The 21,648-nt window shown below is 60.2% G+C and carries 19 protein-coding genes and 1 pseudogene; 6 read left to right on the top strand and 14 right to left on the bottom strand.

Going from position 1 to position 21,648, the window contains the following annotated elements; all coding sequences use genetic code 11:
• The first annotated feature begins 125 nt into the window (after nt 1-125).
• The 3 genes from ABIE24_RS10570 (at nt 126) to ABIE24_RS10560 (ending at nt 3,492) form a co-directional block, all read left to right on the top strand.
• Nucleotides 126-851 (top strand): TetR/AcrR family transcriptional regulator, encoded by a 726-nt coding sequence (locus ABIE24_RS10570; protein ID WP_354499413.1) that lies wholly within the window; start codon nt 126-128, stop codon nt 849-851.
• Between the two features lie 267 nt (nt 852-1,118).
• A complete protein-coding gene (locus ABIE24_RS10565) occupies nt 1,119-1,955 on the top strand; it encodes an alpha/beta fold hydrolase (protein WP_354499411.1) in 837 nt (278 codons plus the stop codon).
• Nucleotides 1,858-3,492 carry a flavin-containing monooxygenase gene (locus ABIE24_RS10560; protein ID WP_354499409.1) on the top strand — a complete coding sequence of 545 codons (1,635 nt, stop codon included), beginning with the start codon at nt 1,858-1,860 and terminating at the stop codon, nt 3,490-3,492. The genes ABIE24_RS10565 and ABIE24_RS10560 overlap by 98 nt, the downstream gene beginning before the upstream one ends.
• 744 nt (nt 3,493-4,236) lie before the next feature.
• Here the strand turns inward: ABIE24_RS10560 and ABIE24_RS10555 are convergent.
• The 7 genes from ABIE24_RS10555 to ABIE24_RS10525 form a co-directional block, all read right to left on the bottom strand.
• The gene (locus ABIE24_RS10555; RefSeq protein ID WP_354499407.1) at nt 4,237-4,989 is read right to left on the bottom strand and encodes an SDR family NAD(P)-dependent oxidoreductase; all 753 of its coding nucleotides are present in this window, start codon (nt 4,987-4,989) and stop codon (nt 4,237-4,239) included.
• Between the two features lie 245 nt (nt 4,990-5,234).
• A complete protein-coding gene (locus ABIE24_RS10550; RefSeq protein ID WP_354499405.1) occupies nt 5,235-5,993 on the bottom strand; it encodes an SDR family NAD(P)-dependent oxidoreductase in 759 nt (252 codons plus the stop codon).
• A complete protein-coding gene (locus tag ABIE24_RS10545) occupies nt 5,990-7,288 on the bottom strand; it encodes a flavin-containing monooxygenase (RefSeq protein ID WP_354499403.1) in 1,299 nt (432 codons plus the stop codon). The genes ABIE24_RS10550 and ABIE24_RS10545 overlap by 4 nt, the downstream gene beginning before the upstream one ends.
• Nucleotides 7,289-7,320: 32 nt before the next feature.
• Nucleotides 7,321-8,406 (bottom strand): ABC transporter ATP-binding protein, encoded by a 1,086-nt coding sequence (locus ABIE24_RS10540; RefSeq protein WP_354499401.1) that lies wholly within the window; start codon nt 8,404-8,406, stop codon nt 7,321-7,323.
• 163 nt (nt 8,407-8,569) lie between these two features.
• Complete coding sequence (locus ABIE24_RS10535) at nt 8,570-9,241, bottom strand: GntR family transcriptional regulator (protein WP_354499400.1); 672 nt, start codon at nt 9,239-9,241, stop codon at nt 8,570-8,572.
• Between the two features lie 95 nt (nt 9,242-9,336).
• Nucleotides 9,337-10,854, bottom strand: coding sequence for a flavin-containing monooxygenase (locus ABIE24_RS10530; protein WP_354499398.1), 1,518 nt, complete (start codon nt 10,852-10,854; stop codon nt 9,337-9,339).
• Between the two features lie 30 nt (nt 10,855-10,884).
• On the bottom strand, nt 10,885-11,874 hold the full coding sequence (locus ABIE24_RS10525; RefSeq protein ID WP_354499397.1) for an alpha/beta fold hydrolase: 990 nt from the start codon (nt 11,872-11,874) through the stop codon (nt 10,885-10,887).
• On the opposite strand from ABIE24_RS10525, the pseudogene ABIE24_RS10520 reads away from it, so the two are divergent.
• Nucleotides 11,798-12,268 (top strand): annotated as a pseudogene (locus ABIE24_RS10520) (alcohol dehydrogenase catalytic domain-containing protein); the annotation flags it as partial. The gene ABIE24_RS10525 and the pseudogene ABIE24_RS10520 overlap by 77 nt on opposite strands.
• Nucleotides 12,269-12,349: 81 nt before the next feature.
• Nucleotides 12,350-12,910, top strand: coding sequence for a zinc-binding dehydrogenase (locus ABIE24_RS10515; protein ID WP_354499656.1), 561 nt, complete (start codon nt 12,350-12,352; stop codon nt 12,908-12,910).
• Here the strand turns inward: ABIE24_RS10515 and ABIE24_RS10510 are convergent.
• Nucleotides 12,907-13,593 carry a TetR/AcrR family transcriptional regulator gene (locus ABIE24_RS10510; protein WP_354499395.1) on the bottom strand — a complete coding sequence of 229 codons (687 nt, stop codon included), beginning with the start codon at nt 13,591-13,593 and terminating at the stop codon, nt 12,907-12,909. The genes ABIE24_RS10515 and ABIE24_RS10510 overlap by 4 nt on opposite strands.
• A 58-nt stretch (nt 13,594-13,651) precedes the next feature.
• Nucleotides 13,652-15,160, bottom strand: a complete 1,509-nt coding sequence (locus ABIE24_RS10505) for a PucR family transcriptional regulator (RefSeq protein WP_354499393.1) — start codon at nt 15,158-15,160, stop codon at nt 13,652-13,654.
• A gap of 108 nt (nt 15,161-15,268) precedes the next feature.
• Here ABIE24_RS10505 and ABIE24_RS10500 point away from each other — a divergent pair, with 108 nt between their 5' ends.
• A complete protein-coding gene (locus ABIE24_RS10500) occupies nt 15,269-16,504 on the top strand; it encodes an aminotransferase class III-fold pyridoxal phosphate-dependent enzyme (protein WP_354499391.1) in 1,236 nt (411 codons plus the stop codon).
• Here ABIE24_RS10500 and ABIE24_RS10495 read toward each other — a convergent pair.
• From ABIE24_RS10495 to nrdI, 5 genes are all read right to left on the bottom strand, one after another.
• The gene (locus ABIE24_RS10495) at nt 16,501-17,076 is read right to left on the bottom strand and encodes a TetR/AcrR family transcriptional regulator (RefSeq protein WP_354499389.1); all 576 of its coding nucleotides are present in this window, start codon (nt 17,074-17,076) and stop codon (nt 16,501-16,503) included. The two genes, ABIE24_RS10500 and ABIE24_RS10495, sit on opposite strands and share 4 nt — an antisense overlap.
• A 1-nt stretch (nt 17,077) precedes the next feature.
• A complete protein-coding gene (locus ABIE24_RS10490; RefSeq protein WP_354499387.1) occupies nt 17,078-17,659 on the bottom strand; it encodes a sugar O-acetyltransferase in 582 nt (193 codons plus the stop codon).
• A gap of 372 nt (nt 17,660-18,031) precedes the next feature.
• Nucleotides 18,032-19,006, bottom strand: a complete 975-nt coding sequence (gene nrdF / locus ABIE24_RS10485) for a class 1b ribonucleoside-diphosphate reductase subunit beta (protein ID WP_354499385.1) — start codon at nt 19,004-19,006, stop codon at nt 18,032-18,034.
• A 60-nt stretch (nt 19,007-19,066) separates the two neighbouring features.
• The gene (gene nrdE, locus ABIE24_RS10480) at nt 19,067-21,184 is read right to left on the bottom strand and encodes a class 1b ribonucleoside-diphosphate reductase subunit alpha (RefSeq protein ID WP_354499654.1); all 2,118 of its coding nucleotides are present in this window, start codon (nt 21,182-21,184) and stop codon (nt 19,067-19,069) included.
• A gap of 14 nt (nt 21,185-21,198) precedes the next feature.
• Complete coding sequence (gene nrdI / locus ABIE24_RS10475) at nt 21,199-21,600, bottom strand: class Ib ribonucleoside-diphosphate reductase assembly flavoprotein NrdI (protein ID WP_354499384.1); 402 nt, start codon at nt 21,598-21,600, stop codon at nt 21,199-21,201.
• Nucleotides 21,601-21,648: the final 48 nt, after the last annotated feature.

Raw genomic sequence — 21,648 nt, 5'->3', positions numbered from 1 at the left:
CGAGTTAGAGCCCGCCTAGTACCCTGAATGCTTCGCGGTACGACCGATCGGTCCTCTCTGGAAAGGGCACACCTCCTAGAATGAGAGTTTCGCTCGTGTTTGCGAGGCGAGTGCGGTACGTTCCGGTGAAGGCGCGACCGGAGTCGGCAAACGTCGAAACTGCGAAAATGAAGGGCCGTAAGCGTCAGATGAACGTGATCGAGGTGAATTTGAACGACGACGAACTGCCACTGCGCGAGTACTCGAAGCGCGACAAGATGCGACGGATCCGCGAGGCGACTGAGAAGCTACTCGTCGATAAGCCGATCTCCGAGATCACAATGAAAGACGTAGCCCGAGTTGCCCGCATTGGCGAGGCGACACTCTTCCGTTACGTTGGGGCCAAGGAGGAGCTCTTGCTCCTTGTGTTCGGCGCTCGGATGGAAGCGTTCGTCGAAGAGATCGAGGCGTCTGACACCTTCTTGCCACGACCGGGGATGTCGGGAGACGAGGTGGTGGAACTGATCTGTGAGCTCTACCGGCGTCGCTCCGCTGTCTACCTCGCAGACCCTGAGAACGTGACCGACTACGTGCGAGTCGGGTTTGAGCCAGGCAACGGCGTCGGCGAACTGAGCGTGGCGCTGGGCGACCGCACACGCACAGTTGTCGAGCGTCTCCTCCGGCACGGACAGGACACAGGCGTAATTCGTAATGACTGGGATGCCGCCACAATTGCGGTCAACTGCGCCGGGCACTATCTGCATGAAATTCTTCGCTCACCGGCCCGTGGCTACGAGCCGGGGAGTTTCGCCGGTCGCCTCGAGAGCCGACTGCGTGTCCAGTTAGAACCGCTCATCGTTTCTCTCTCGTAGCGGCCGGACCAACGCTCGAGTAAGCACCTCCCTCGCTCTCCCTCCTCTCGGCGCCAGACCTAGAGCGCCGGGGACGCGCATTCGGCGTGCCCATGCCAGGTTTCGGAATTTAGGCGGCATCGAACGAGCGCGATCCATGGACTGACTGGGAATGGGGACCTGTGCGCCACAATTTTCGTGCGTTCTCCCGTCACCAATTGTTACTTTTGAGTTTCGACTCTCAAATGTAGTAGACTCTCATTCTGAGCTCGATTGAGAGGATCTTCAGTGACATTGCTACCCAATGCCAAGACACGAGAGCTTCGTGTCGGCAGGGCCACAGTTAGCTACCATGACAATGGATCCGACCAGCCCGCAGTCCTTCTGGTGCACGGCACCGGCGGCACGATGGAGCGCCACTTCGGCCGATTGATCCCGATGCTCGCGGCCCGTAACCGCGTCCTAGGGGTCGATTTAGGCACCCCGGATGTTGGCCTCGAACTTTCGGATTTCGTTGCTCAACTGGTAGCGGTGATCGAGGACTCCGGCGTCGGGGGCGAGGATCTCACCGTCGTCGGATATTCGCTCGGTGCTGTTGCCTCTGCCGCGCTCGCCGCCGGCCGGCCTGACCTCGTCGGTCGCCTCGTGCTCGTAAACGGCTGGGTGCGTCCGGATGCATACCAGCGTCTACGGAACAGCATCTGGCGTGGCCTCTACGAGGAGGGCTCAGAGCACCTAAAGGCGTTCACGGTGTTCACGGCGTATGGCCGCGGCTTCCTTGCTAGCCGCACGCCGGAGGAACTGGACGCTCTACTTTCGACGGTGAACATCGACGAGGTTCGGAGCGCCCAGATGGAACTCAATTCGCGCGTCGACATCTCGCATCAGGTCACCCGAATCACGTGCCCGACACTCCTCATAGCTGGAGACCATGACGTGACAGTCCCGGCGGTGCATGGTTACCACCTTCTCGGCGCGATCGGTGAGTCGCAGCTCGCGGTCATCCCGACCGGCCACGCGGCGCTGATTGAGCGACCAGCCCAGGTCTACAGCCTTATTGACCAATTCGTCCGAGGTGCGCTGCCGGCCACGACGAATCGCGAATACGTTCATCCGGCAGTCTGACCGGACGAAAGGGAAAACACCTATGACCACGAACAACGTTCTTGACATCCCGACTGAGCACGATGTTGAGATCCTCATCGCCGGCTCGGGCTTCGCGGGTCTAGGAATCGCCGCTGCTCTAAAGCGCAGCGGGCGCGAAGACTTCGTCATCATCGAACGTGCCGGGGACGTCGGCGGCACATGGCGCGACAACCGCTATCCCGGGGCGGCATGTGATGTCCCGTCCCACCTGTACTCCTTTTCGTTCCGCCCGAATCCGCAGTGGAGTCGAGTGTTCTCGCCGCAGGCCGAGATCTTCGGATATCTCCGTGAAACCGCACGTGAGGAGGGCCTCCTCCCGCACGTCAAATTCCACGAGGAGCTGCTGCAGGCGGAGTGGATTGAATCGGACAATTCGTGGCGGGTTCGGACTAGTTCAAGCGTCTATCGGGCACGAGTGCTGATCACCGCCACGGGTCACCTCTCAGACCCGAAGATGCCCGCCATCGAAGGCCTCGATGGCTTCACGGGAACCCTGTTCCATTCCGCAACCTGGGACGAGTCCATTGACCTCGCCGGTAAGCGAGTCGGGGTCGTGGGATCGGGCGCTTCCGCGATTCAGATCATCCCAGAGCTGCAGAAAACTGCCGAGAAACTCGTGGTCTTTCAACGAAGCGCTGCTTATGTGACACCGCGTCACGATCGAAGCTACTCCGAAGCGGAGAAGCGCGCCTTCAAACGCGCTCCACGACTTATCTCGCAGATGCGCTCCGAATTGTTCTGGGCGAACGAGGCCCGCTTTGTCGAGCGCCAGGCGGTACCACGCCTGCTTGACGAAGTAACGAAGGTTGCGCTGGATCACCTCGCGGCGCAAGTCACCGATCCCCAACTGCGGGCTGCGCTGACGCCCAACTACCGAATTGGATGCAAACGGATCCTCAAGTCAAACGACTTCTATCCCGCGCTCCAACAGGACAACGTCCATCTCGATACCCGTGGCATCGCCCGAATAGAAGGTTCGGACATCGTTCTCGCCGACGGCTCGCGCCACGAGTTGGATGTCTTGGTCATGGCGACCGGCTTCGAGGCCAGTGACCTGCCGATCGCCCACAGAGTCGTCGGCGTCGACGACACGCTTCTGGCCGATCAGTGGAAGTCGGGAATGCAGGCGTACGCGACCACCTCTGTCCACAACTTCCCGAACTTGTTCATCATGAACGGCCCGAACTCCGGGTTGGGGCACAACTCGATCATCTACATCATCGAGACGCAGGTCGAGTACATCATGGGCGCGCTCGACCACATGGATGCGGAGCATGTCGAAGTCATCGAGGTCACCGCTGAGGCAGAGGAGGCATATGCCGCCGACCTGGATGCCCGAAGCCAGGGAACCGTCTGGCTAACAGGTGGGTGTGAGAACTGGTACGTCGACCCGAGGAACGGGCGTCTGACAACCGTCTGGCCGGATTTCGCCCACACGTTCCGCGAAGAGAATGCGGTTTTCGTCGCATCGCCGTATGTCCTCACACCCAAAATGAGCGCCGTCGCCGCGACATAGCCCGCCCAACGGCGGGGTCAACTCCGCGAGCGCCCGCAAGGATCACATCGCGGCGAGCCCCTCGCATTGCCGGGTCGCGTGAACTCCGCGGCGGAACTCCCCTGTCCGAGCTGACCTGGTCGATTCAGATGGCGCAGCACCTAAAGGGATCCGGCTAACGTAGGAGCCGCCCAGGCTCGAGCCCCTGGTTCGGAAAAGACGGGCCATTTAGATTATGACCGGTTAATCGCTTCCAATCAGTTGACGGAATGCAATGCGTGCCCGATGAACAGCTGGCAGCTCTGCTGGTCCCCTTCGCCGCACGAACGTGGCGCGTGAACGAGGTTTGTGCGCCGCCCCGGGCGGCGAAAGCCGTTCAATTCATCCACGAGTCACGACGAACGATCGAACGATATGCGCCTCCGAAGGTGGAGCGCGCGCCTTCCCGCTGCAACCCGGCGGTCTATCTACGAAAGCCCGCGATCCCTGCGGCTTGTATGAATGACCAAGAGTGCTCGTCAGGCGATCGCCGACCTTCGAGTTCGCTTTGTCCGACGTGCCCGAGTTCGACACCGATCTCACAGCCTCCAGTGGCAATCCAGAACCGCGGTCGATCGATCCTGACCGGCCCAGAAAAGGCCGCGGTCGGTCGCCGCCCCACCCGCAGTCGCCGGCGTAGTCTTTCTACCGGTCCCCGACAGAGGCGGAGAGAGCCGACGGGACCTGGGCAAGGCATTCGACCGCGGCCTGGTATTCATCGTACGGTCACCAGATGCGTGCGCCGCCGTCGACGAGAATGTCAGTTCCCGTTACAAAGCTCGACTCGTTGCTCAGAAAGAACAGAACGGCGGCAGAGATCTCCTCCGGCTGAGCGCCTCTGGGCTTGCCCTCTTCCTTGATGAGGGTTTTCGGAGCGATTACAGGGCCGAACCTCCAGTCAGTGGCAACGCGGGAATCCGTGTGTTCCTCTCGCATTGGAGCTGTGAGCCATCCGGGTGAAACGCTGTTGATTCGGATCCCATCGTCCGCGTACGCGACCGCAGCTGACTTCGTCATGTTCAGGACGGCGGCCTTACTGGCGTTGTAGGAGAAGAAGGCCGGCACGCCCATGTGGGCATTGACTGAGGCGATGTTGACGATCGAACCGCCGTGACCTCGGCGCATCGCCGACGCGGCGACTTTCATGCCCAGAAACGTACCTACGGTGTTTACTGAGAGGATACGGGCGAATGCGTCAGCGCTTTCGTCCTCAGGAAGAGCGAGCCGGACGATCCCCGCATTGTTGACGAGCCCATCCACGATGCCGAAGTTCTGCTCAATGTCGCTCACGACTGAGATCCATGCTGACTCGTCGGTGATATCGAGCGCACGATAGTGCACGTTGAGGCCCTCCTCCTGCAATTCGGCGGCTGTCGCGTGCCCCTCGTCTAACACGTCTGCCAAGATCACTGTGGCGCCTTCCTCGGCGCACACTCGTCCGTGGGAGGCGCCTTGCCCGCGCGCTCCCCCGGTGATCATGATGACCCTGTTGTCTAGGCGCCCTGTCATATTTCCTCTTCCGTCGTAATTACCTGAAAATGGCTACCGCCTGTGTGCGAGCAGCCCTGATGCGTCAATTGAAGTTAATGCAGTTAACCGGTGGCAGAAATGTCGTACGGGGCGACACGACTACCCTGAAGCAGTGTCGATCGCCGAGGTCTAGCCAGGTGAAATAGAGTGCGATCGCGGACTTATCGACCTAAGAGACGGCATCGGTGGGAGGATCAGTCACGGCCGACTGAGAACCCACCTGCCATGAATCCACCATCGACGATGAAGTCGGTGCCGGTAATGAACGCGGAATCGTTTGAGGCGAGGAACAGCACCACCTTCGCCAATTCCGCGGCATCCGCGCCTCTTCTTAGCGGGGTCGATTGGCGAACGTAGGAGGCCGACTCGTCTTTGAGCTGCTCAGTCTCGACCACGCCGGGAAGCAGCGCGTTTGCGCGGATTTTGAACGGAGCGCCTTCGATTGCCGCCGTGCGAGTAATACCCAGGACGGCGGCCTTACTTGCCGTGTACGCGGCATAGCCGGGGGCGCTCACTTTGCCGTAGACCGATGAGGTATTGATGATGGACCCACCGCGCACCGCGAGTAGATCCCACGTCATTTTCATTCCGAGGAACATGCCGAGGACGTTTACATTCAGGACTCGGCTGAACGCCTCGATAGATTCATCGCGAATGGCGCGGCTGTGCACGATACCAGCGTTGTTTACCAATGCATCGAGTGCACCATGTTCCTGGTCGATTGACGCGACCAGGTCCCCCCAGGCGCTTTCATCGGTGACGTCGTGACTGCGGAATCGGATATCGAGATTTCTCTCGCGAGCATATCTCTGGAGCTCTTCGCCCTCCGCGACGAGTAGATCAAGGGCATACACTGTTGCCCCTTCCCGGGCGAGGATCAGTGAGTGCTCGAGTCCTTGTCCTCGCGCTCCGCCCGTGACGATGGCTACTTTGCCACCCAACGCCTCGTTCATCGATTTGCCATCTCTTTCCGGACAACGGACGGAGTTGAGGGCGTGCTTTCGCGAATCACTTCGAGTTGCTTCTTCAGCTTCGTGGCCATCTTGAACCAGACGTCTCGGAGTAATTCCAGATCGCCAAAACCGGGATCGACCTTCTGAATTTCCCGAACAATGGGATAGCTGAAATGATCCTGAAGCTCAATGAGCTCATCGATAATTTGGGCTTGCTGTGAGTAGATGGGCCACTGAGCCCCCATCGGTGCAATGAGCCCGATGAAGTGCAGGTTCGCAGCGTCAGCGACACTCGTGCCGCACGCCCATCGACGTGGCATGTCTTTCTCCCGAGGGATCAGCTGCGGCGCAAGGAAAGGAGCGTGGTACCGGAACCCGGTGGCGAGGAGAATCGTGTCGAAATCGGCCTCGGTGCCGTCCTGGAATCGAGCGGTAGTGCCGCTGATGCCAACCATCGCCGGCTTGATAGCAATGCGGCCGTGCATGATCCAGTAACCAAGCAGATCGTTCACAATTGCGCGCTGCTTTCGGAGATTCCGAGTCTTCGGCTTCGGTAATCCCGCGTACTGCTCCGGTCGGCCGACGCTGACACGAATCAACAGCCTCGAAACCAACTCTGACAACACCGGGTGCAGCTTGGCAGTTGGCAACTCTGCGCGCGGGATACCGAAGAGCGACTTCGGAAGCCAGACGAAAGGGTGCCGGATCGAGACGGTGACGTCTTTCCGGGATTGTGCGGCGTCTACGGCGATGTCGCAACCCGAGTTGCCTGCTCCGAGAACCAGCACCCGCTCGCCAACGATGTCCGCACTATTCCGGTAGTCGTACGAGTGGATGAGTTTACCGGTGAATGTGCCTGGCAGCTGAGGCGTGTATTTGTGGTGCAGGTGCCCATTAGCGACTACGACGACGTCAAAATCTTCGGGGATCGAACTATACGTGGAGGTCACCTTCCAGCCGTCAATACCCTCGGTTCCGACAGGCGACACATCAAGCACCTCGGTGCTAAATCGAATCAGGCGGAGCAGATCGCGGTCCTCAGCGAACGACTGCATGTACGTCGCGACCTGTTTCGCGCTCGGGTACGCCGGGTAGTGGTCGGGCTGCGGCGCGTCCGCAAGTGTCGAACCCGAGCGTGGCGTAATGAGGTGCAGTGCGTCATAGGCATCGTTCCACAATCCGCCAACCTTGTCGCGGCGCTCGAAGACGACGACATCATGTCCAGACTTGCTGAACTGGTTGGCGGCAGAGAGCCCGGCGGCACCCGCGCCGATGATTGCGATTCGTTTTGGCATTACTGTCCTGATTCTCTTTTGTCGGGTTGCGCTCACGCGCGGGCGCTGGTCGAAATTGGGATCCCGCCCGTCTCGTGGACAGGGTTATTCGATGGAACTGAGTGGATATACGACCAGTCATAGGTCACGGTGATGCTCTGCCCTGGCAGTAGCACTGAACCGAGGCCGCCATACGGGGTGCGGATGATGATGGGATCGTCGAGACCGTTGACCTTGGCTTCGATTCGACACGTACCGCCCTGGAACTGACATTGGACTACTGTCGCGGCGAAACGGTCGGAACCGGTTCCTCCAAGCTCGGCGATGGTGAAATCTTCCGGACGGGCCATCATCATCCGTCCCGCATGCTCGGGAACCAGGCGTGCCAGCGGTCGCGCGGTGCCACGCGAATCCACTGGGAAGAGATTCACCTCGCCAAGGAAGCGCGCGAGGAATTCTGAGGCGGGACGGGAGTACATCTCTTCGGCTGTGCCGGACTGCTCCACCCGGCCTTGATTCATGACGACCACCTGATCTGACATCGACAGCGCTTCTGACTGATCGTGGGTGACGCTGATAGTCGTAACGCCGACTTCGCGCTGTATCTGTTTCAACTCCGTCTGCATTGCTTCGCGCAACTGCTTGTCTAGTGCGGAGAGCGGCTCGTCAAGAAGTAGGACCTGCGGTCCGGCAGCGAGTGCCCGCGCAAGGGCGACGCGTTGAAGTTGCCCGCCTGAGAGGGTCGACGCGCGACGTTTGAGAAATCCCCCGAGTTTGACGAGTTCGAGCACCTCGGCCACGCGCTTGCGACGGTCACCTTGCCAACGCTGTGCCAGGAGTGGGAATTCCACGTTCTCGCCCACACTCATGTGCGGGAATATGGCGTAGTTCTGGAAAACGATTCCGAGTTGGCGTGCCCCCGGCGGCAGGTTGAGCACATCCCGGCCGCCGAACTGGACTCGGCCCACGTCTGGCTTAAGGAATCCAGCGATGACATTGAGCGTGGTGCTTTTCCCAGACCCTGACGGGCCGAGCAACGTTACGAACGAGCCAGCCGCGACCGTCAAGTTGACGTCAGTGAGGATTCGGTTTCCTCCAAGGGTCAGGTTCAAATCTATGACGTCGACATCTTGGCTCATGATTGTGCGACCTTCCTATCGAGTTCGCGGGGGGCCAGACCGGCGCTCCGTCGTTTATGGTGAGTGCCGACGAGGATCGCGGCCAGAGCCACGGCCGGGACCCCGTGCCCTGTGTGGACACGGCCTCGCTGCACGCGAGGGACGACAATGATTCGTTGGGCAGTCACGAGTTGGTGCTCCTTCGCGTTGCGTCAAGAACCGCTGCTCTGACGGCCTCAAACGAGGGCCTCAGGTTTTCAAGAACAGCTCTTTCCGCTTCGATCCGATCCCGCGTCTCACACGCTGCGATAAGACGTGCAAGTGAATCCTTCGTGCGAACCAAGTCGAACGCGCCATCGACAAGCTTCGCGTACCGGTCCGTGAGCTGAGCGGCTTCGATGATCAGCTTGACGGTGCGCTCTCTACCGGCCGCTTCGTAGCAGGTGAGGAATGCCGTCCACTCCAGTGACTGATATTCCTCCGGCGTGTGGTCGGTCTCGTATTGGGCGAGAACTGTGCGCATGCGATCGAGGTCCTGATCGCCAATCACGAGGACCGCAATGCGGACAACCGTTGTCTCGAGCGCGATCCTAAGATCGTGCAATTCGTCAAGCTCACTGATCGAGAGCTCTGAAACAACAGCACCTCTCCGTGGATGGGTCTGCACGAGCCCTTCGGTTGCAAGCCGGCGGATCGCTCCGCGCACCGGCATGGTGCTTACCCCGAACTGATCGGCCAAGGAGGCGAGGTGCAGGTGATTACCCGGGACAAGTTCAGAGGTCAGGATCGCGTCGCGAAGGGCCTGATGCACGGCATCCTCCACCGATTGAATCTCGAGCTGCCGAGTCGTGTCCATGGATAAATTATGAGAGTCGAGTGTCATCTTTGCAAGCTTTGTGATCACAGATTCACGATCTTGTAATAAGCCGGATACAAAGACAGCGCTTTGAATCATTGCGCGAGCTGTCCAATCGGCCTGATGCCTTCGATCTCGTGCATCGAGTTATCGTCGCCGTACCTTTCGGCGTCAAACGGGGAATTGACCTCCCGGAACGAGAACGCGAAGTCGGGCCAGATGGTCGTCAGGCGATTCGATCGAGCATCGACGTACCAACTGCGGCAGCCGCCGTCCAACCAGACGGTCCCCTGGCTCATCGAATCGACCTGGGCGCTGTAGGCGTCCTCAACGGCGCGAGCGACTTCGAGCATCCCGGCCGCCGATTCGAGGACGTGGCTGATTGCCTCCACAATGTGTTCGATTTGTGCCTCTGCGACGTAGACAGAGGAGTTGTGTCCCAGGCCGGTGTTCGGGCCGTTAATGATCCAGAAATTCGGAAATCCGTTCACGGCGACAGTGGCATACGCCTGCATCCCCATGTTCCAGCGTTCGGCGAGGAGTTCCCGACCGCGGCCATAGACACGGTGCGCGATGGGCAGGTCGACTGCCTCGAATCCGGTACTGGCGACGATCACGTCGAGCTCGTGAAGTGCGCCATCCGCCGTTCGAATCCCGCTGCCGACTACTTCGACGATCGGCGTCGTTTCGAGACTGACGTTGGCCTGGAGGAAGGCAGGAAAGTAGTCGTCGGACTTCAAGATGCGCTTGCAGCCGATGGTGTAATCGGGAGTGAGCTTGTCTCGCAGCGGACCCGCCGGAATTTGCGAAGCAAGATGATTCAGTGCCGCGCTCTGGACGGCCTGCACAAGCGAGGGGGTGCCGCGCCGTTGAGCGTATCGCTCCTCGTTTGCCCAGAACATGTCACGACGCTGGGCAGCGAGTGTCTCCGGGAGCCGATGGAACATGCGCTTCTCTGCGGTCGTGTACTCACGGTCGGGTCGAGCGGTGATATATGGCGCTGAGCGCTGAAACACCGTGAGTTGCTCGACTACCGGCGCGATGCTCGGAACGATCTGGACGGAGCTCGCGCCGGTGCCGATGACAGCGACGCGTTTGCCAGCGAGTTCGTAGTCATCGTCCCAATTAGCCGAGTGAAAGACCTTTCCAGCGAAGGACTCGATGCCCTGAATGGCCGGCATCTTCGGGTCTGAGAGGTGACCCACGGCACTAATGAAGACGCGTGCAGTGTAGGTGCCAGCGGAGGAGATTATCGTCCACACGCTATCAAGATCGGACCATTCGGCGCTGAGAACCTCGGCATTGAACTCGATGCGGTCGTCGATCTGCTCTTCTCGCGCCGAGGCCCGAATGTACTCGAGGATTTCCTTCTGAGGAGCGAAAATGTGACTCCAATCGGGGTTCGGCCGATGAGCGAACGAGTATAGATGCGAAGGCACGTCGCAGGCCGCGCCTGGGTAATGGTTGTCGCGCCATGTGCCACCGACGTCATCCGCTCGTTCGAGGATGACGAAGTTGTTCAGACCCTCTCGGCGCAGCTTGGTGGCTAGGCCTATCCCAGCGAAGCCGGCCCCAGCGATGACAACGTCATATGGGCCGTGTTGGTTGCTCATCGGTATTCTTTCCATTGCGGTAGAAGAGTCTCAGAAGGCGGCGGTATCGAGAACGGCGCCGGCCGGGGTTGTGTGGGGAAGTTCTCGGACGAAGTCGTCAATGAGCTTGAAGACCTGAGCCGGCCGCTCGGTGGTGGCCGCGTGGCCGGTTGGAATCTCTGCAAAACGCGAATTCTCAATCGCGCCGAATAGGAGCCGACTGTGCTTGATCGGAACCATCTGGTCGCTTGCCCCGCCGATAATCAGTGTCGGACTCACGACATACTCAAGTTCGCCTGAGACGTCGACGTTTTCATTGATTCGCATCTGCTCTACTATCCCGGGGCTGAAGGTCCTGGCATCGATAAGAGCGCGAAGATCCGTCGGTGTCCGTGCGTCGAGGTACGTCTGCCCGAAGGACATCAGAGTAGAAAAGATCTTGAGCGCGTCGTGGTCCTCTGCATAGAGGCGGTGCCAAAGCCCATATCGGGCCCGCTGCACAGAATCGGTTTTCGCCCATCCGCAAATCAGAACCAACTTGTCGATCGTGACCGCGCGACGAGCCGCCACTGCTGTCGCAATTGCCGCTCCGAGTGAGTATCCGACGAGCGCCACGGGCTCAGCGAAGGTGCGGACGGCGATCACTTCCTCGACCTGCGAGACGAGGCCCTCAAATGTTTCAGCACGGCCGAGATCCAGGCCTATCACCCGATGGCGAGCCGCAAGCATGGGAAAGACTGTTCGGAAATGCGCCATTGCGCTGCCGCCGGTCCCGTGCACCAAAACGACTGGTGACCCTGCACCAGGCCTACCGGTGTCGTAGTACGTGACTTCCGCACCTCCGACGCCGACGCTTCCGCGCACCGCATCCGGGTGTATTTTCATGAAATTCTCCGAACATTTGAACTGATAATGAGAGTAGACTCTCACATGACAACCTACCTTCACAAGTTGGAGTTTTTGAATGCTAATCACTGGTGCAGTTCTGAGAGAGATGGGCGCAAGCCGCCCGTACGTGTCCAGCCAGCCTCTCGAGATCATGCGTTTACACCTCGACGCTCCCGGCGAATCTGAGGTGCTTGTCAGGGTTGAGGCCGCTGGACTCTGCCATTCCGACCTGTCAGTAGTGGACGGAAACCGTCCGCGTCCGATGCCGATGCTGCTGGGACACGAAGCGGCCGGAATCGTTGAAGCCGTAGGTCCCGGCGTCGACCCCAAGCTCTTGGGACAGCGAGTAGTTACAGTGTTTCTTCCCCGCTGCGGGGAATGCCCCGAATGTCGCACTGATGGAAGGCTTCCGTGCCGCAATGGGTCAGCAAGCAACGGCCACGGAACACTGCTGTCGGGGGACCGTCGACTGCACTCCGAAACCGGAACGGTGAACCATCACCTGGGCGTGTCTGGATTCGCAACGGCGGCGGTCGTGGATGTGAGATCTGTCGTTGCGGTCGGCGACGATGTTCCTGCGGTCGTGGCTGCACTTTGCGGTTGTGCGGTACTGACGGGAGGCGGCGCCGTGATCAATGCGGGCCAAATGAAGCCGCATGAAACGGTGGCAATTGTAGGTCTCGGCGGAGTCGGAATGGCGGCGCTGCTTGTGGCCCGCGCCGTTGCTGAAGGCAACGCCAGACTCATCGGCATAGATCAAAATCCCGACAAGCTCGCGACAGCCAAGGACATGGGGGCCACCGAGGTCTACACTCCTGCCAGCGCGGTGGAAGCCGGTGTTATAGCCGATTTGGTCATCGAAGCGGCCGGTCACCCGCGTGCGTTCGAAACCGCTTTGGAGATCACCGCTCCAGGTGGCCGCCTAGTAACGGTGGGTTTGCCTGCCCCTGATGCCCGATCTTCGATTGCGCCACTTGGGATCACCGCCGGTGCCCGGACCATCATCGGCTCGTACTTGGGCTCCTCTGTGCCAAGCCGGGATATTCCAATCTTCGTTGACATGTGGCGATCAGGACTTCTCCCTGTGGAGCGGCTAGCGACTCGTACGATTGGTCTGGCCGATCTGAATGGCGCCCTCGATGAACTCGCCGACGGTCATGCCGTCCGTCAGGTAATTGAATTCGCCTAACGGTCACCAAACTCACTGAGGTCGAGAGGTTCGAGCTGGCCCTCCAGCCTTCGGCGAATCCGAGCTTGGATGGTGTCCGGCGTGAAACCACGCGTAGGACCGCGCAGAATTTCGTGTATGTACAGGCCGTTACAGTTTTCCGCGACCACGTCAGCCCCAACTCGACTGGACAGCACGCCATTCATCTGACCATGAGACAGGATTGATCTCACAAGCGCAATGATGCGGTCACCATGGGCTGTGCTCCGTGCGCCGAGTTCGCTACCGGGTTTGAGCCCGATCCGAAGGTAGTTGCCCACGTTTTCGGGGTCGCTCTCATAGAACTTTGCGCGCCTCTCGTAGATGCTGTAGATGCGACGGATGTGGGCTGCTCCGTCCTCTGAATCTTCCATAACTCGGAACTCGCGCTGGCGCTCGAGTTCGGCTACCACGTCGTCCATCTTGTGACCCACCACGAGAAGCAACAGGTCGTCCTTGACAGACAAGTATCGAAATAGAGTGGCCTGCCCGACTCGTGCCTTCAGAGCAACGTCCTTCATCGTCACTTCATCAAAGGAGCGCTCGCGCAGGAGACACTCGGCCGCTTCTCGGATCCGATCGAATTTATCAAGACGAGATTGCTCACGCAGCGACAGTTGCTGCCTGTCTACCAGCTCGGTCGGTCTTCTTGTGGTTCCAACCACGATGTTCCCCCGTCTCTTCTCAAGTTGCACGTCGCTGCGAAATTCAACCTGGGTCTTGTCAACTTCCGTCCGTTCTCATGAATGCCGAGGCCATGATGTCGGTTTCCGCTTCGATGACGTCAATCGCGTTGAAGGCCAACCATGCCTCTGCAATGGTTTCAGTTGATCGCACATCGCGGTCGAGGATTGCGGCGCATCGGCGGAGCCGGTACGAGATGGTGTGCTCGTGTACGCCCAAGACTTCTGCACTTTCCCTTGTGGAGAGGTTGGTCTGAAGATAGGTTCGCAGCGTCCGAGCCAATTCGGCGCTGTTGGTTTGGTCGTAACGGATCAACGGACCGAGGACCCTCCGGACCAAGTCGAGAAGAGCTTCCTGCTGCGGCGGCAGCCAGGAGGCATGGGCAGCCACCGACTCGAATGAAAGAACCTTTGCGCGCCGGATCGAGGGATTCCGGTCGAGCATCCATTTGGCTTGCCGAACCGCAAGCCCAATGTCGTCGGCTTTATAGAAGAACGCGCTCAGACCGATCGGACCGGAGAGCGTTTCGGCGATCTCGTCAACAACATGGCGCGAGTCCGCAGAAATCAAGAAGACCCCGGCTCCGTCGAAGGTCGCAGACAGATGAGCGGCAGGATCATCGGTCAGAAATCGTTCGACCATCTCGTCCTCGCTGTTTGCCACTCTCACCGTCAGCACTATTAAGCCACGACCGACATTTAGTCCGTGTTCCATCAGACTCTTCACTGCGATGTTGACCGGAAGGCTGCCGGCGCGAAGCTGACCGAACAGGCGGGCGCCAGATCGCCGAAGGATCTCACGTTCGCGCTCGACCTCTGACAACTCCAGGGCGAGAAGGGTTGCCACGTGCTGGACCGTCGCCAATCCTGACGGGCGCTCCCGGTTCTCGAGGGCGATCAACGTTGCGATTGTCTTTCGCCCGACGGTTATAGGTAGTGCATAGCCGTCTTCGACGGACGATCGATTCACAATCCCTGCGACCGTCGTCTCCGTGGGAAGCAGGGGAAGGCCAGGCAACGCTGGCCGATGACGCGTATTGACGAGATAGAAATCGTAGCCAGTCAGCCGGGAATGCCTGGCGAGTGCCTCCGCCAAGCCGAGGTCGCCGTTCAGCCTCGAGCGCAAGGTGTCGAAGACTCGCAACTGTTCGGAAAGTCGGCTGTCGGCACCGGCTTGATTCGCAATCGCCACGGTGCGACCCAATCCGCCCCAGGGAACTGCTCGGTCGATCTCGATGAGCGCCAGGCCAACTTCGTCCGCCGCCTCGATCAGCCCGGAAATGTCATCAGGGACATCACGGCCGCCGAGGGCTAAACCCGCCGCGCCCCGGCGTGCCAGCCTGCGCACAAGGGCGCCTTGCTCCTTTCGCCCCCTCGGCAGATTGCCGCCTCCGGTAACGACAAGGTCATCGGGTTCGATCCAATCAGCGATATCCGAAGTCGTGGAAATATGAACCCAGCCAACGTGACGGGTGGTTCCCGGCCATCCGGCAAGAATGCGCATGGGGAAGCGCGATGAGAGGAGATCCTCAACGGTCATCGTCGCCATATTATTCCCTTTGTCGATTCGCCAAATCACGCTCCCAATCTTCATCATATCGCCACTCCCCCCTTGGCTAGATCTCGGTCATGCTTGAGTCATGAATCGGAGGAACAGATGAACGACGTTGCAACCACTTTTCTTGACATCGAGGCCACTCGTAAGGAGGTGCTCCCCGGAGGCTTCGGGCGAAGTACATTCGCGGTCGGGGCCACGTCACCGTACGTGTCTCGCGCTTCGGGTCATTGGGTGTGGGATCAGGAGGGCACAAGACTCCTCGACATCAACAACAACATGACCGTAAACCTCCACGGAAACGCCCATCCCGCTATCGTCGCCGCTGTCGAAGAACGCATGCGCGAAGGGCTGATCTCCGTCGGAATCGCCAATACGGACGAACTCACACTTGCTCGAACGCTGCTCGACCGCATCCCGTGGGCAACCAAAGTGAGGTTCGCAAACTCCGGCACCGAAGCAGTCATGCTAGCCGTCCGCGTCGCTAGAGCCACAACTGGTCGTGGCTTGCTCGTAGCTTTAGAGCCTGGGTATCACGGGACATCCGACGCAGTACTCCCAACCCTCGGAGCGAAGGGCATTGCAGGCGTACCCGAGGCCGTGCAGTCGCAGACGCTTCTGGTCCCTCGCAACGATGTCGCGGTCCTGCGGCAAGTGCTCGAGCAACACTCGAATGACATCGCCGCCGTGCTTCTTGACCTGTGCGCTAACCGTGCCGGCCTGATTCCCCTCAGCCGCGAGTTCGTGGATGTGGCCTCCGCATTTACGGCGTCGAATCCTGCGCAGCTCATCATCGACGAGGTAGTCACCTTCCGGAATGCCTTTTCAGGGCTTACGGCCGAGTACGGCCTCCAGCCGGACATGGTCGTGCTCGGCAAAACCATCGGAGGTGGGTTCCCAATCGGAGCCGTCGTGGGTAGCGCAAGTGCGCTAGAGCGACTAAACCCTCGCACCGCCGCGGGGCTCGAGCACGGCGGCACCTTCACCGCCAACCCTGTGACGATGGCTGCGGGTGACGTGGCACTTACCCTCTTCGACGCGAGTGCGATTGCTCGGCTGAACAGGCTCACAGACCGGCTCGGAGCCGCGACCGCCGACGATCTCGCCGGGACGGGCTGGGAATTCCGCAAGTCCGGGTCTGTGTTTCGACTCTGGCCAGCAGGATGGGTTCCCGCCGACCGCGCCGCGGCGCAGAAGGAGCTATTCTGGGCCCATTACAGGCACGGCGTCCTGGGAACAGGGACGGGCCTAAGCACCCTGTCCACTGTGATGGACGAGTCAATCGTCGATGAGCTAGCCGGAAAGCTCATCGCCTCGGCACGGGAGGTTCAACCCTAGAAGGTTCCGGCGAGGATGCGTCGGACAGCGTCCCGGGCCAGCCCTTCCGGTTGCCGCGTCGTATCCAGGGCGCGGTGGATGGCCAGGCCCTCGACAGTGGCGTCCAGGATCCGCGCCGTCTGGGGGTCGAAGTGCTTCTCGAGGGCCGCACGGCTTCGGGTCATCCACGCGTTGGTGAGAGCACGGTATGACGGGTCACGCGCCGCGAGGGTGTAGAGCTCGTGAGTGAGGACGAGGTCGCGGCTGCTGCCGAAGACGTCCTCCTCGATGCTGTCGACAACCGCTCGCGCGGCACTTTCCGGGTCGGACACCGCTGCCATGCGTTCTTCGATCCGCACGCTCACAGTTCGCGAGAACTGCGTGAACGCTTCATGAAGGAGCTCATCCATCCCGGAGAAGTGGTAGGTCATCGAGCCCAGGGGAACGTCAGCGGCCGCAGCAATCTTCCGATGGGACGCGCCAGCGACGCCGTCGCTCGCGATGACGTCGAGTGCTGCGGTGATGATCTTCTGGCGGCGGGCCGGGTCGGTTCGTCGCGCTGACTGTGGGCGGGCAGCCCGTGCAGCGGGCATGTCAGATTTCCCGGACGATTCGAGCCGGATTGCCGACGGCGACGACGTTGGCGGGGATATCCCGAGTGACGACGGCGCCGGCTCCGATGACCGAGTTGTCGCCGATCGTCACGCCGGGACAAACAATGACTCCCCCGCCGAGCCAGACGTTGTCACCGAGGGTTATCGCCTTCGCAGCCTCAAGCTTGTCGCGGCGCGGTCCGGGCTCGACAGGATGCGTGGGGGTGAGCAGTTGGACGTTCGGCCCCAGCTGGCAGTCCTCGCCAATGATGATGGGTGCGACATCAAGCGCGGTCAGGTTGCAATTCACGAAAGTACGCGCACCGATATGAATGTTCTCTCCATAGTCGACAAACAGCGGCGGCTTCACGTACGCATCCACTCCGAGCGTGCCTAGGAGTGCTTCGAGGTGCGCACGGGCAGCCTCAGGATCAGCAACAGTCGCACGGTAATACGCATCCGCCAGTTCTATCGCCCGTTGGGCAACTCGTGCACTCTCCGGGTCATCGGCGATGTACAGTTCACCGGCGAGCATCCGCTCTCGATTTGACCGGTTGTCGCTTGCAAAATATTCCACGTCCATGTGAAGAGTCTATCGAGAAGCGTACAAACGTACACATTGCACCATAGTCAGCCGCCTGCATGGTTCCGACCCCATCGGTCTTGGTGAGGAACGTCAGCGGTTTGTCCCACCAGTGCTTTTGACGCTTCCTGTGGCACGCAGTGGCACGACACCGGTGGCATACCAATGCCATACTCCGGTCGGTGGACCACCCTTCTTCACCCATGAAAGGTGCGCGCGTGCCACCCGCGTGCCACATCGAACGGTAATTCGTGTCCATCTCAGTCCTCCTCTGTCTATCGAGAGAAGGCACAAAAGAGGCCCGGATCCGCAGAATCCTGCGGGTCCGGGCCTCTCAGCAGCCCGTTACGGGCCGGGCATGATCTGGAACTTCTAGAAGTCCCAGTCCTCGTCTTCGGTGACAACGGCCTTGCCGATGACGTACGACGAGCCGGACCCCGAGAAGAAGTCGTGGTTCTCATCGGCGTTCGGCGAGAGCGCGGACAGGATCGCCGGATTCACGTCGGTGACCGTCTTCGGGAACATCGGCTCGTAGCCGAGATTCATCAGCGCCTTGTTGGCGTTGTAGTGCAGGAACTTCTTGACGTCCTCGGTCAGGCCGACGGTGTCGTAGAGGTCCTGCGTGTACTGAACCTCGTTGTCGTAGAGCTCGAACAGGAGGTTGAACGTGTAGTCCTTGATCTCCTGGCGGCGCTCCTCGGTCTCGTTCTCGAGACCCTTCTGGAACTTGTAGCCGATGTAGTACCCGTGCACCGCTTCATCACGGATGATGAGACGGATCAGGTCGGCCGTGTTGGTGAGCTTCGCACGGCTCGACCAGTACATCGGCAGGTAGAAGCCCGAGTAGAACAGAAACGACTCCAGCAGCGTCGATGCGACCTTGCGCTTGAGGGGGTCGTCGCCGGTGTAGTACTCCATGACGATCGAGGCCTTCTTCTGAAGGTTCTCGTTCTCGGTCGACCAGCGGAACGCCTCGTCGATCTCCTTGGTCGAGCACAGCGTCGAGAAGATCGACGAGTAGCTCTTGGCGTGCACCGACTCCATGAACGCGATGTTGGTGTACACCGCTTCTTCGTGCGGGGTGATGGCATCCGGGATCAGCGAGACAGCGCCGACCGTGCCCTGCAGGGTATCGAGCAGGGTGAGGCCGGTGAACACGCGCATCGTCAGCTGCTGCTCTTCGGGCGTGAGGGTGTTCCACGACTGGATGTCGTTTGACAGCGGCACCTTCTCGGGCAACCAGAAGTTGTTGACGAGGCGGTTCCACACGTCGACGTCCTTCTCGTCCTCGATCTTGTTCCAGTTGATCGCCTGGACGTGGTCGACCAGCTTGAGCTTGTCAATCATTGTTGTTTTCCTTAGTGGAGAGAGAGCACAGTGGTGGCCGGTGATCGAGCTACGTCGAGATCAGAGCATGCACGAGACGCACATGTCGAGCTCCGTGCCCTCGAGGGCCATCTGGCGCAGGCGGATGTAGTAGATCGTCTTGATGCCCTTGCGCCATGCGTAGATCTGCGCCTTGTTGATGTCACGCGTGGTGGCGGTGTCCTTGAAGAACAACGTCAGCGACAGGCCCTGGTCGACGTGCTGCGTTGCGGCAGCGTAGGTGTCGATGATCTTCTCGGCACCGATCTCGTAGGCGTCCTGGTAGTAGTCCAGGTTGTCGTTCGTCATGAACGGAGCCGGGTAGTAGACGCGCCCGAGCTTGCCTTCCTTGCGGATCTCGATCTTCGACGCGATCGGGTGGATCGACGACGTCGAGTTGTTGATGTACGAGATCGACCCGGTCGGCGGCACCGCCTGGAGGTTCTGGTTGTAGATGCCGTGTTCCATGACGGATGCCTTCAGCGCGGCCCAGTCGGCCTGCGTCGGGATCGCGACGGCGGAGGTCGCGAACAGTTCCGCCACGCGCTCGGTTGCCGGCTCCCAGGCCTGCTCGGTGTACTTGTCGAAGAAGGTGCCTGACGCGTAGGTGGACCGCTCGAAGCCGTCGAATGCGATGCCGCGCTCGATGGCGATCCGGTTGGATGCCCGCAGCGCGTGGAACAGCACGGTGTAGAAGTAGATGTTCGTGAAGTCGATGCCCTCTTCGGAGCCGTAGTAGATGCGCTCGCGGGCGAGGTAGCCGTGCAGGTTCATCTGGCCGAGGCCGATGGCGTGCGACTTGTCGTTGCCGTCTTCGATCGACCGGACCGATTCGATGTGGCTCTGGTCGGAGACCGAGCTGAGGCCGCGGATCGCGGTCTCGACGGTGCGTCCGAAGTCGGGCGAGTCCATCGACAGGGCGATGTTCATCGACCCGAGGTTGCAGGAGATGTCCTTGCCGATGACGTCGTACGACAGGTCGGCGTTGTACGTGGTCGGCGTGTTGACCTGGAGGATCTCCGAGCAGAGGTTCGACATGTTGATACGACCCTCGATCGGGTTCGCCTTGTTCACGGTGTCCTCGAACATGATGTACGGGTAGCCGGATTCGAACTGGATCTCGGCGAGCGTCTGGAAGAAGTCGCGGGCCTTGATCTTCGTCTTCTTGATCCGCGCGTCGTTGACCATCTCGTAGTACTTCTCGGAGACGGAGATGTCGCCGAACGGAACGCCGTAGACCTTCTCGACGTCGTATGGCGAGAACAGGTACATGTCCTCGCCCTTCTTGGCGAGCTCGAAGGTGATGTCGGGAACGACGACGCCGAGCGACAGCGTCTTGATGCGGATCTTCTCGTCGGCGTTCTCACGCTTGGTGTCGAGGAACCGCATGATGTCGGGGTGGTGGGCCTGCAGGTAGACGGCACCGGCACCCTGGCGGGCACCGAGCTGGTTGGCGTAGCTGAAGGAGTCTTCGAGGAGCTTCATCACGGGGATGATGCCACTGGACTGGTTCTCGATCTGCTTGATCGGCGCGCCGGCCTCACGGATGTTCGAGAGGAGCAGGGCGACGCCGCCGCCGCGCTTCGACAGCTGAAGCGACGAGTTGATGCCGCGGGAGATCGACTCCATGTTGTCTTCGATGCGGAGCAGGAAGCAGGAGACGAGCTCGCCGCGCTGTGCCTTGGCGGAGTTGAGGAACGTCGGCGTTGCGGGCTGGAACCGGCCGGCGATGATCTCCTCGACGAGTGCGGTCGCGAGTTCCTCGTCGCCCTGGGCGAGGCCGAGGGCGGTCATGACCACGCGGTCTTCGAAACGCTCGAGGTAGCGTTTGCCGTCGAACGTCTTCAGCGTGTACGAGGTGTAGTACTTGAACGCGCCGAGGAACGTCTGGAACCGGAACTTCTTCGAGTAGGCGAGGTCGTTGAGCTTCGTGATGAATTCGAACGAGTACGCGTCGATGACGGCTTTCTCGTAGTACTCCTTCTCGACGAGGTAGTCGAGTCGCTCACGGAGCGAGTGGAAGAACACCGTGTTCTGGTTGACGTGCTGCAGGAAGTACTCCCGGGCAGCCTCACGGTCCTTGTCGAACTGGATTTCACCGTTCGGGCCATACAGGTTGAGCATCGCGTTGAGCGAGTGGTAATCCATACCGGTGTCCATGGGAACCTCGGTCACTACTGTTCCAGCCAAAATGATTCCAATCCTTCGTGGACGACTCGGACGTCGTCTGGTGTTCCGAATACTTCAAAGCGGTAGAGGTTCGGCACGTGGCACTTGGCGGAGATGATGTCTCCGGCAAGACCGTATGCCGAACCGAAGTTCGTGTTGCCTGCGGCGATGACGCCGCGGAGCAGCTTCCGGTTCTTCTCGTCGTTGAGAAACCGGATCACCTGCTTGGGTACTGCGCCGTGCCCGTCTCCCCCGCCATAGGTGGGGGTGACGAGAACGTATGGTTCGTCCGCCGACAGCGCGGGCTCTTTTGCGTGCAGCGGGATGCGTGCCGCGGGGACGTCGAGCTTCTCGACGAAGCGGCGGGTGTTCCCGGAGACGCTGGAGAAGTAGACCAGCTTCGTCATGGGATTCACGCCCTCACTTCACATCTCACGTCGAGACCAAGGTTCGAG

The organism is Mycetocola sp. 2940 (assembly GCF_040548835.1).
GTDB lineage: Bacteria > Actinomycetota > Actinomycetes > Actinomycetales > Microbacteriaceae > Mycetocola_A.
This window is presented reverse-complemented; position numbering and strand designations above follow the sequence as displayed.

What these genes read in the sequence shown, in the direction of transcription:
- ABIE24_RS10555 (WP_354499407.1), bottom strand. Translation starts at nt 4,989, where the DNA reads ATGATCACCGGGGGAGCGCGCGGGCAAGGCGCCTCCCACGGACGAGTG.
- ABIE24_RS10550 (WP_354499405.1), bottom strand. Translation starts at nt 5,993, where the DNA reads ATGAACGAGGCGTTGGGTGGCAAAGTAGCCATCGTCACGGGCGGAGCG.
- ABIE24_RS10545 (WP_354499403.1), bottom strand. Translation starts at nt 7,288, where the DNA reads ATGCCAAAACGAATCGCAATCATCGGCGCGGGTGCCGCCGGGCTCTCT.
- ABIE24_RS10540 (WP_354499401.1), bottom strand. Translation starts at nt 8,406, where the DNA reads ATGAGCCAAGATGTCGACGTCATAGATTTGAACCTGACCCTTGGAGGA.
- ABIE24_RS10535 (WP_354499400.1), bottom strand. Translation starts at nt 9,241, where the DNA reads ATGGACACGACTCGGCAGCTCGAGATTCAATCGGTGGAGGATGCCGTG.
- ABIE24_RS10530 (WP_354499398.1), bottom strand. Translation starts at nt 10,854, where the DNA reads ATGAGCAACCAACACGGCCCATATGACGTTGTCATCGCTGGGGCCGGC.
- ABIE24_RS10525 (WP_354499397.1), bottom strand. Translation starts at nt 11,874, where the DNA reads ATGATCTCGAGAGGCTGGCTGGACACGTACGGGCGGCTTGCGCCCATC.
- ABIE24_RS10505 (WP_354499393.1), bottom strand. Translation starts at nt 15,160, where the DNA reads ATGGCGACGATGACCGTTGAGGATCTCCTCTCATCGCGCTTCCCCATG.
- ABIE24_RS10500 (WP_354499391.1), top strand. Translation starts at nt 15,269, where the DNA reads ATGAACGACGTTGCAACCACTTTTCTTGACATCGAGGCCACTCGTAAG.
- ABIE24_RS10495 (WP_354499389.1), bottom strand. Translation starts at nt 17,076, where the DNA reads ATGCCCGCTGCACGGGCTGCCCGCCCACAGTCAGCGCGACGAACCGAC.
- ABIE24_RS10490 (WP_354499387.1), bottom strand. Translation starts at nt 17,659, where the DNA reads ATGGACGTGGAATATTTTGCAAGCGACAACCGGTCAAATCGAGAGCGG.
- nrdF (WP_354499385.1), bottom strand. Translation starts at nt 19,006, where the DNA reads ATGATTGACAAGCTCAAGCTGGTCGACCACGTCCAGGCGATCAACTGG.
- nrdE (WP_354499654.1), bottom strand. Translation starts at nt 21,184, where the DNA reads ATGGACACCGGTATGGATTACCACTCGCTCAACGCGATGCTCAACCTG.
- nrdI (WP_354499384.1), bottom strand. Translation starts at nt 21,600, where the DNA reads ATGACGAAGCTGGTCTACTTCTCCAGCGTCTCCGGGAACACCCGCCGC.